The sequence below is a fragment of the Massilia sp. UYP34 genome (assembly GCF_056279385.1).
Genome location: NZ_JBWBRF010000007.1, coordinates 225,234 through 233,950 on the forward strand (window position 1 = coordinate 225,234; position 8,717 = coordinate 233,950).

At 67.2% G+C, this 8,717-nt stretch carries 7 protein-coding genes; 5 read left to right on the forward strand and 2 right to left on the reverse strand.

Annotation, left to right across the window (positions count from 1 at the left end; genetic code table 11):
- The first annotated feature begins 9 nt into the window (after positions 1 to 9).
- The 5 genes from ACZ9AQ_RS14015 to ACZ9AQ_RS14035 all read left to right on the forward strand — a co-directional run bounded on the left by ACZ9AQ_RS14015 (position 10) and on the right by ACZ9AQ_RS14035 (position 6,677).
- Entirely contained in the window at positions 10 to 1,077 is a 1,068-nt protein-coding gene (locus ACZ9AQ_RS14015; protein WP_429203924.1) for a ligase-associated DNA damage response exonuclease, read from the forward strand.
- The gene (locus tag ACZ9AQ_RS14020; protein ID WP_429203926.1) at positions 1,070 to 2,704 is read left to right on the forward strand and encodes an ATP-dependent DNA ligase; all 1,635 of its coding nucleotides are present in this window, start codon (positions 1,070 to 1,072) and stop codon (positions 2,702 to 2,704) included. Before ACZ9AQ_RS14015 ends, ACZ9AQ_RS14020 begins: the two co-directional genes overlap by 8 nt.
- Positions 2,701 to 5,172, forward strand: coding sequence for a ligase-associated DNA damage response DEXH box helicase (locus ACZ9AQ_RS14025; protein WP_429203928.1), 2,472 nt, complete (start codon positions 2,701 to 2,703; stop codon positions 5,170 to 5,172). The genes ACZ9AQ_RS14020 and ACZ9AQ_RS14025 overlap by 4 nt, the downstream gene beginning before the upstream one ends.
- The gene (pdeM, locus tag ACZ9AQ_RS14030) at positions 5,169 to 5,819 is read left to right on the forward strand and encodes a ligase-associated DNA damage response endonuclease PdeM (protein ID WP_429203929.1); all 651 of its coding nucleotides are present in this window, start codon (positions 5,169 to 5,171) and stop codon (positions 5,817 to 5,819) included. Before ACZ9AQ_RS14025 ends, pdeM begins: the two co-directional genes overlap by 4 nt.
- 102 nt (positions 5,820 to 5,921) lie before the next feature.
- Positions 5,922 to 6,677, forward strand: coding sequence for a hypothetical protein (locus ACZ9AQ_RS14035; protein ID WP_429203930.1), 756 nt, complete (start codon positions 5,922 to 5,924; stop codon positions 6,675 to 6,677).
- Between the two features lie 71 nt (positions 6,678 to 6,748).
- On the opposite strand, the gene ACZ9AQ_RS14040 is transcribed toward ACZ9AQ_RS14035, so the two are convergent.
- Positions 6,749 to 7,543 carry a Crp/Fnr family transcriptional regulator gene (locus ACZ9AQ_RS14040; protein ID WP_429203945.1) on the reverse strand — a complete coding sequence of 265 codons (795 nt, stop codon included), beginning with the start codon at positions 7,541 to 7,543 and terminating at the stop codon, positions 6,749 to 6,751.
- Between the two features lie 418 nt (positions 7,544 to 7,961).
- On the reverse strand, positions 7,962 to 8,606 hold the full coding sequence (locus ACZ9AQ_RS14045) for a response regulator (RefSeq protein ID WP_429203931.1): 645 nt from the start codon (positions 8,604 to 8,606) through the stop codon (positions 7,962 to 7,964).
- Between the last annotated feature and the right edge of the window lie 111 nt (positions 8,607 to 8,717).

The following is an 8,717-nucleotide window of genomic DNA, read 5'->3' on the forward strand; positions in this document are numbered from 1 at the left end:
ACGGGAGACATGGTCGTCGTCCGCAAGGAGGGCCTGTACTGCGTGCCGGGGGACTTCTACATCGACCCGTGGCGGCCGGTGGCGCGCGCCGTCATCACCCATGCCCACGGCGACCATGCGCGCGTCGGCCACGGCCGCTACCTGGCGGCGGCGCCCGGCATCGGCGTCCTCAAGTCGCGCCTGGGCGATATCTCGGTCGATGCGCTCGCGTACGGCGAGAAGGTCGTCCACAACGGCGTCACCATCTCGCTGCATCCGGCCGGCCATGTGCTGGGATCGGCCCAGGTGCGCATGGAATGCGGCGGCGAGGTATGGGTGGCGTCGGGCGACTACAAGGTCGAGCCGGACAAGACCTGCGCGCCGTTCGAGCCTGTGCGCTGCGACACCTTCATCACCGAATCGACGTTCGGCCTGCCGATCTACCGCTGGCAGCCGGAGCAGCAGGTGATGGACGAAATCAATGCCTGGTGGCGCAAGAATGCCGAGGAGGGCCGCTGCAGCGTGGTGTTCGCCTATTCCTTCGGCAAGGCCCAGCGCATCCTGGCCGGGCTCGATCCCGCGATCGGCCCGATCGTCTGCCATGGCTCGGTCGAGTCGCTCAACCGCGCCTACCGCGCCGAGGGCATCGCGATTCCACCGACCGTGATGGTGAGCGACGTCGACAAGGCCGCCTTGCGCCGTGCGCTGGTGGTGGCGCCGCCATCGGCCAGCGGCTCGCCGTGGATGAAGCGCTTCGGCGACTACAGCGATTCCTTCGCCAGCGGCTGGATGCTGCTGCGCGGCGCGCGGCGCCGGCGCGGCGTCGACCGCGGCTTCGTGCTGTCCGACCACGCCGACTGGCCTGGCCTCATGAGCGCCATCAAGGGCACCGGCGCCGAGCGCGTGATCGTCACCCACGGCTCGATCCCGATCCTGGTGCGCTGGCTGTGCCAGAACGGGCTGGACGCGTCCGGCTTCGATACCGAATATGGCGACGAGGAAGCCGATGAGGCGGTGGAGCCGCCGACGCCGCCGGCCGGCGCCGCGGCGGCGACAGCTGAGGCGCAGCAGGCTTCCGGCGGAGACGCCGATGCGTGAATTCGCGCGCCTGTACGCCGACCTCGACGAAACAACGTCGACCACCCGCAAGCTCGAAGCGCTGCAGGGGTATTTCGCCAGCGCCGCGCCCGAGAACGCGGCGTGGGCGGTGTACTTCCTGGCCGGCGGCAAGCCGCGCCAGGCGGTGCCGACCAAGCTGCTGCGCCAGTTCGCCATCGACTACGCGGGCCTGGACGAATGGCTGTTCGACGAGTCCTATCATGCGGTGGGCGACTTCGCCGAAACCATCGCCCACATCCTGCCGCCGCCCACCGAGCGCTCGGACGTCGGCCTGGCCGAGTGGATGGAACAACGCATCGGGCCCTTGCGCGGCGCCGATCCGGGCCGCATCCGCGAAGCGCTGTTCAGCTACTGGAACGAGCTCGACTGGCGCGAGCGCTTCCTGCTGGTGAAACTGATCGGCGGAGGCTTCCGGGTCGGCGTCTCGAAGCTGCTGGTGACGCGCGCGCTGGCCGCGATCGCCGCGGTGGACAGCAAGCTCGTTGCCCAGCGCCTGATGGGCTGGACCGACGGCCGCGTCAAACCCACCGCCAGCGGGTTCCTGCAGCTGATCGCCGAGCAGTCCGACGAAGAGCACAAGCTGCGCGGCGGCCAGCCTTACCCCTTCTTCCTGTCGCACCAACTGAATGGCGATCCGGCCGACCTGGGCGAACTGGACGACTGGCTGGTCGAATGGAAGTACGACGGCATCCGCGCGCAGCTGGTGCGGCGCGACGGCCAGAGTTTCCTGTGGTCGCGCGGCGAAGACCTGATCACCGAACGCTTTCCGGAGCTGGCGGCGGCGCGCCTGCCCGACGGCATGGTGCTCGACGGCGAGGTGCTGATCTGGCAGCCGGGATCGAGCATGCCGTCGCCGTTCGCCGACCTGCAGAAGCGCATCGGGCGCAAGACCCTGTCGGCCAAGCTGCTGGGCGAGCTGCCGGCGGTGCTGTGCTGCTACGACCTGCTGGAGCTGGACGGCGTCGACCTGCGCGGCCTGCCGCAGCACGAGCGGCGCGCGCTGCTGGAAGTGGAGGTCGCGAAGCTCGACCAGCCGCAGCTGCGCCTGTCGCCGCTGGTCCACGCCGATAGCTGGGAAGAACTGGCGACGCTGCGCGCCGGCTCGCGCGCGCGCAGCGTCGAGGGCATGATGCTCAAGAGCCGCACCGCCCACTACGGCGTCGGCCGCACCAAGACTGTCGGCACCTGGTGGAAGTGGAAGATCGACCCGTACGCCATCGACGCCGTGCTGCTGTACGCCCAGCCGGGCAGCGGGCGGCGCGCGTCGCTCTACACCGACTATACCTTTGCCGTGTGGGACGGGGCAGGAGCCGAGCGCAGGCTGGTGCCGTTCGCGAAGGCGTATTCGGGCCTGACCGACGCCGAGATCGCCCAGGTCGACAACGCCGTGCGGCGCACGACCATCGAAAAGTTCGGGCCGGTGCGCTCGGTCAAGCCGACCATGGTGTTCGAGATCGGCTTCGAGGGCATTGCGCTGTCGCCGCGTCACAAGGCGGGGATCGCGGTGCGCTTTCCGCGCATCCTGCGCCGGCGCCTCGACAAGCCGGTGGAAGACGCCGATACGCTCGACACGCTCAAGGGACTGCTGGAGGCGGCCACCGCATGAGCCGTAATCCAGTCAGCGCGCGCATCGACGCATGGCTGTCCAGCCGCGGCTGGACCGCCTTTCCATTCCAGCGCGCGGTGTGGAAGGCCGCGCTGAAGGGCGAATCGGGCCTGCTGCACGCGAATACCGGCGCCGGCAAGACCTTCGCTGTCTGGTTCGCGGCGCTGCAGCGCGCCGGCCTCGACACGGGAAGGGCCAAGTCGGGCTTGCGCGTGCTGTGGATCACGCCGATGCGCGCGCTGGCGGCCGACACCCAGCGCGCGCTGGAAGACTCCGCCGCCGAGCTGCTGCCCGAATGGCGCATCGGCGCGCGCACCGGCGACACCAAGCCGGCCGAGCGGGCGCGCCAGGCGCGCAGCATGCCGGCGGCCCTGGTGACGACGCCCGAGAGCCTGTCGCTCATGATCAGCAATGCGGCTGCCCATGAACAGTTCCGCCACCTCGACATGGTCATCGTCGATGAATGGCACGAACTGATGGGCAGCAAGCGCGGCGTGCAGGTGCAGCTGGCCCTGAGCAGGTTGCGGCGCTGGCGCCCGGAGCTGCTGGTATGGGGCGTGTCGGCGACGATGGGTAATCTCGACCTGGCGCGCCAGGTGCTGCTGGGCGGTGCGCAAGGGGAAGATGCGGGGGTGCTGGTCGAAGGCGACACGCGCAAGAAAATCGTGGTCGATTGCCTGATCCCCGACAACGTCTCGCGCTTTCCCTGGGGTGGCCACCTCGGCTTGCAGATGCTGCAGCCGGTGATCAACGAGATCGAGGGGCACGAGGCGACCCTGGTGTTTACCAACACCCGCTCGCAGGCCGAGATCTGGTACCAGAACATCCTCGAGGCGCGGCCCGACTGGGCCGGCGTGATCGCGCTGCACCACGGCTCGCTCGACCGCGAGGTGCGCGAGTGGGTCGAGCTGGGCCTGAAGAGCGGCATCCTGAAAGCGGTGATCTGCACCGCCAGCCTGGACCTGGGCGTGGACTTCCTGCCGGTCGAGCGGGTGCTGCAGATCGGCAGCGCCAAGGGCGTGGCGCGCCTGCTGCAGCGCGCCGGCCGCAGCGGCCATGCGCCCGGCCGGGTCTCGCGCGTGACCCTGGTGCCGACCAACAGCCTGGAACTGCTGGAAGCGGCCGGGGCCAGGAAGGCGGTGGCGGCGCGCCGCATCGAAGGGCGCTACGTGCCCAACAAGCCGTTCGACGTGCTGGTGCAGCACCTGGTGACGGTGGCGCTGGGCGGCGGCTTTCGCTCCGAGGAGTTGTATCAGGAAGTGCGGCAGGCCTGGTCCTACCGCCACCTGGCGCAGGAAGAATGGCAGTGGGCGCTCGACTTCGTCGCGCGCGGCGGCCAGAGCCTGACCGTGTATCCCGAATACCGCCGCGTGCTGCCGGACGACGAGGGCGTCTACCGCGTGCCCGACAGCGCCATTGGCCGCCGGCACCGGATGGGCATCGGCACCATCATGTCCGACGCCACGATCCAGGTAAAGTACATGAGCGGCGGGCGCATCGGCAGCGTGGAAGAATCGTTCATCTCGCGCCTCAAGCCCGGCGACCGCTTCCTGTTCGGCGGGCGCATCCTGGAATTCGTGCGCGTGCACGAGCTGACCGCCTTCGTCAAGCGCGCCACCGGCACGCGCGGCGCGATCGCGCGCTGGCAGGGCGCCAAGATGCCGATGTCGAACGAGCTGGCCCACGCCGCGCTCGAAGAGCTGCGCCTGGCCGACCAGGGCGTGTTCGACGGCCCCGAGATGCGTGCCATCGAGCCGCTGATCGCCATCCAGCAGCGCTGGTCGGCGCTGCCCACGAGCGAAGTGCTGGTGCTCGAATCGATGAAGAGCCGCGAGGGCCATCACCTGTTCGTGTATCCGTTCGCGGGCCGCTCGGTGCACATGGGCCTGGCGTCCCTGATCGCGTTTCGCGTCGGCCGCGCGCAGCCGATCACGTTCTCGATCGCCGTGAACGACTATGGTTTCGAGCTGATGGCGCCCGAGCCGGTCGACTGGGCGCGCATGTTCGATGCGCCGACCGGCGCCGGCGTGACGCTGTTCGATACGGCGCGCCTGCTGGAAGACGTGATCGACAGCCTGAACGCGACCCAGTTGTCGCAGCAGCGCTTTCGCGAAGTGGCGCGCATCGCCGGCCTGGTGTTCTCGGGCTATCCGGGCCAGCCGAAGTCGAACCGCCAGTTGCAGGCCTCGTCCTCGCTGTTCTTCGAGGTGTTTCGCAAGCACGATGCCGGCAACCTGCTGCTCACCCAGGCCGAGCGCGAGGTGATGGAGCAGGAACTCGAGCTGACGCGCCTGCGCGACACGCTGGCCGAGCTGCATGCGCGGCGGCTCGCCTATCGCGAGGTGAAACGGGCGACGCCGTTCGGGTTCGCCCTGATGGTCGAGCGCTTCCGCGAAAAGGTCAGCACCGAGAAGCTGAACGACCGCGTGGCGCGCATGTTGCGCGAACTCGAGAAGGCGGCGGCATGAGCGGCGTGCGGGTGGAGGTGGCCGGCGAATCGCTCCTGCTGTTGCCGGAGAAGGCGATCTATTGGCCGGGTGAAGAAATGCTGATCATCGCCGACATCCACTTCGGCAAGGCGGCTGCCTTCCGTTCGCTCGGGGTGCCGGTGCCGCGCGGCACGACGTCGGAAAACCTGGCAGGCCTGGACGCCCTGGTGGCCGCGCACGGCGCGCGCCAGGTGGCGTTCCTGGGCGACTTTTTGCATGCGCGCGCCGCGCACGCCAGCTCGACCCAGCTGGCGATGCTGGCCTGGCGCCAGCGCCATCCGGATCTGGCCTTGATGCTGGTGCGTGGCAACCACGACCTGCATGCGGGTGACCCGGCGGCGGCGCTGGGAATCGCGATGGTGGACGAGCCGCACGCGATCGGGCCGTTCGCCTTTTGCCACCACCCGGGCGTCGATGCGCCGGGCTATGGGCTGGCCGGCCACGTGCATCCGGTGTATGTGCTGGCAACGCGCTTCGATGCGCTGCGCCTGCCGTGCTTCGTGGTGGGCGAGCAGGGGTTGATCTTGCCGTCCTTTGGCGCCTTTACCGGCGGGCATGCGGTCAGGCCGGGGCCGGGCGAGCGCATCTACGTGACGTCGGGCGACGCGGTACACGCCGTGTCCTGACACTATCGGTTCGTAACCGTACGGACTTGGCTCTTTCGCACAGGTACTGTCTCCTAGAAATGAAGACGGTGTCATGCCGTCTGCCAACTAATGGAGATTGCCATGAAAAAACGCATTCTGATGTGTTCGCTGGTGGCGGCCCTGGCGCCGGCCGGCATGCTGCTGGCGACGAGCAGTACGGCCCTGGCGCAGACCGCGCCGGCGAGCCGCACCGTGACACCCGCCATCGAAGGCTTCCACGTCGAAAAGGTGCCGCGCCTGGAACAGGGCGCCGCGCTGCACTTCCATGTCTACGGTACCCAGAACGCCACGGTCAACGTGACCATCGACGGCGCCACCCGTGGCGTCCAGATGCAGGAGACCGACCCCGGCCGGTACAGCGGCAGCTATGTGATCGGCAATCACGATCGTTTCCAGCCCAACAGCCCGGTGACCGCCGAAATGCGGCTGGGCAGCCAGGTGGCCACCACCGTGCTGCGCGATGGCCTGGTGAGCGGCGCGGCGGCATCGGCGCAGGCGCAGGAACCCGTGCGGCCGCTGGCGTCGAAGGAGGCCGGCGTCGCCAGCGCGGCCCCGGGGGCCGCGCCGCCGCCGCCGCCGCGCACGACCGAGCGACCACGCGTGGCGCGCTATTGCACCAGTTGTGCAGTCGTCGAGAAGGTGGAGATCGTGCGTGAGGCGACGGGAGGAGCGCGGCCGCTGGCCAGCGACGTGCAGGCCGCCCAGCGTTATCGGGTAACGGTGCGCTTCGATACGACCGAGGCGATCCAGGCAATCGAGTACGACAACAATCCGGGATACCGCAAGGGCGACCGGGTGCGCGTCAACGATGGGGTGTTGTCGCTCGATAAGGAATGACGGACGTGCCCACGACGATGCCCGCCTTTGCAGGCGGGCATCGTCGTGGGCGCGATACCGATGCAGACGATTCAGACGGTGGCCAGCACCTGGTCATCGCCAGGCTGATCGAGCTCTGCCTTCTGCTTGGCGCTGCTTTTGGTGCGCGAACGCGAAGGCGGCAGGCGGCGCAGGGTCTTGAGCGCTTCGGCATCCTTGATGCCGATCGTGCGCTGGTCGACGGTGATCAGGCCGATTTCGTTGAAGGCCGACAAGGTGCGGCTGACGGTCTCGAGCGTGAGGCCGAGGTAGCTGCCGATCTCGTGGCGGGTCATGCGCAGGTTGAACAGTTTGCTCGAATAACCCATCGCGGCGAAGCGGTCGGCCAGCGAGACCAGGAAACGGGCCACCCGCGCCTCGGCCGACAGGGCGCCGAGCATGCCGATCATGGTCTGCTCGCGCACCAGTTCGCGGCTCATGACGCCGTACATCATGTTCTCGAGTTCGCTGTGGACGCGGCCCAGCGCGGTCAGTTTCTTGAACGGAAGCAAGATCAGGTCGCAGTCGGACAGCGCCACGGCCTCGGAAGCGTAGTGACGGGTGTGGATGCCGTCGACGCCGAGCATATCGCCCTTCATGGGGAAGCTCAGCACCTGTTCGTTGCCGAATTCGTCGATCAGCACGGTCTTGAGGAAGCCCGAGTTGACGATGTACAGGGTATCGAAGGCCTGGCCGATCGTGTGCACGCGCTGGCCCGTCTTGAACTGCACGTGCTGGAACAGTAATTCTTCAGAGCTCACCGACACGCTGGCTGGAATACGGAGCAGGTCGCACACTTCTTTCAGGTTGGACCAGAGGCGACCCTGGCGCTGCCGTCCCGCTTCCATCGGGGAATGCAGGGTAGGCTGGGTGACATTGCGTTGATCTGACGGTGGCTGGGACTGCATGCTCATCTCCGGTAAGGAACTCAGGTTTCACGCGATCCCGGCGGCACGGCAGTGTGCGGTAGCGCAGCTGCCATGCCATGTTTTTTATGGCTGACACCGTGACTTGGATCGCAAGCAAGTCGAAACGCTGAATTCAGTATGCCAACACGAGTCCGGCACGAATATCAGCGTTGCCTGAATATGGAGGTAGGACAGATGTCGTGGTCGTAGGAATAATCCTACTCCCAAGCATGTCGCGCGAATGGCCGAAGATGGTAAAACGAAAAACGATCGGGGTGCGACGGGGGAACGCGCCGCCCTTGCCAAAAGCGGCGCGCCGCACGAAAACCACGCGCGGCGGTCAAACAAAATCAGCGAGTCACGCCTTCATTGGCGACAACAGGCGGTGTGCGACGGCATACTGCACCATCTCGGACAGTGAGCTCATGCCCATTTTCTGCATGATGCGGGTCTTGTGTGTGCTGACGGTTTTCACCGACAGGTGCAGGCCGTTGGCGATCTCGGTGATCGACTTGCCGCTGACCAGGAGCGAAAACACCTCGAATTCGCGGTCTGACAACTGCTTGTGCAACAATTGCTCGCTCGGCGCCATGATGTTCAGCGCCAATTGTTCGGCCACTTCGGTACTGATGTAGGGACGCCCCGAGGCGACCTTGCGGATCGCCCCCACCAGCTGCGTGCCCGCGCTTTCCTTGGTGAGGTAGCCCTGGGCGCCGGCCCGGATCGCGCGCACCGCGTACTGCTCTTCCTCGTGCATGGTGAGGATCAGGATGGCCAGCTTGGGCGCTTCGCTGCGCACCTGCCGGATCAGGTCGACGCCGCTGCGGCCGGGCATGGACAGGTCGAGCAGCAGCAGGTCGAAGCCGCCCTGGCGTACCAGCGATAGTACTTCGAAGCCATTGGTGGCTTCGCCCACGATGTCGACTTCCTCGGCGCCGTCCAGGATGCGCTTGAGGCCCTCGCGCATGATCGTGTGGTCATCGGCGATAACGATTCTTACCATTATGGGTTCCTTGAGCCTTAAGGCCACCTCTAAAAACCTCGGCCGAGACGCCTGCGGCTGGGTAAAATCCTGACATCGAACCAAGCCAGCGAGTGCCGTCATGATGAAACC

Coding starts and splice junctions, on each gene's coding strand:
- ACZ9AQ_RS14035 (WP_429203930.1), top strand. CDS start 5,922: ATGAAAAAACGCATTCTGATGTGTTCGCTGGTGGCGGCCCTGGCGCCG.
- pdeM (WP_429203929.1), top strand. CDS start 5,169: ATGAGCGGCGTGCGGGTGGAGGTGGCCGGCGAATCGCTCCTGCTGTTG.
- ACZ9AQ_RS14040 (WP_429203945.1), bottom strand. CDS start 7,543: ATGGAAGCGGGACGGCAGCGCCAGGGTCGCCTCTGGTCCAACCTGAAA.
- ACZ9AQ_RS14025 (WP_429203928.1), top strand. CDS start 2,701: ATGAGCCGTAATCCAGTCAGCGCGCGCATCGACGCATGGCTGTCCAGC.
- ACZ9AQ_RS14015 (WP_429203924.1), top strand. CDS start 10: ATGGTCGTCGTCCGCAAGGAGGGCCTGTACTGCGTGCCGGGGGACTTC.
- ACZ9AQ_RS14020 (WP_429203926.1), top strand. CDS start 1,070: ATGCGTGAATTCGCGCGCCTGTACGCCGACCTCGACGAAACAACGTCG.
- ACZ9AQ_RS14045 (WP_429203931.1), bottom strand. CDS start 8,606: ATGGTAAGAATCGTTATCGCCGATGACCACACGATCATGCGCGAGGGC.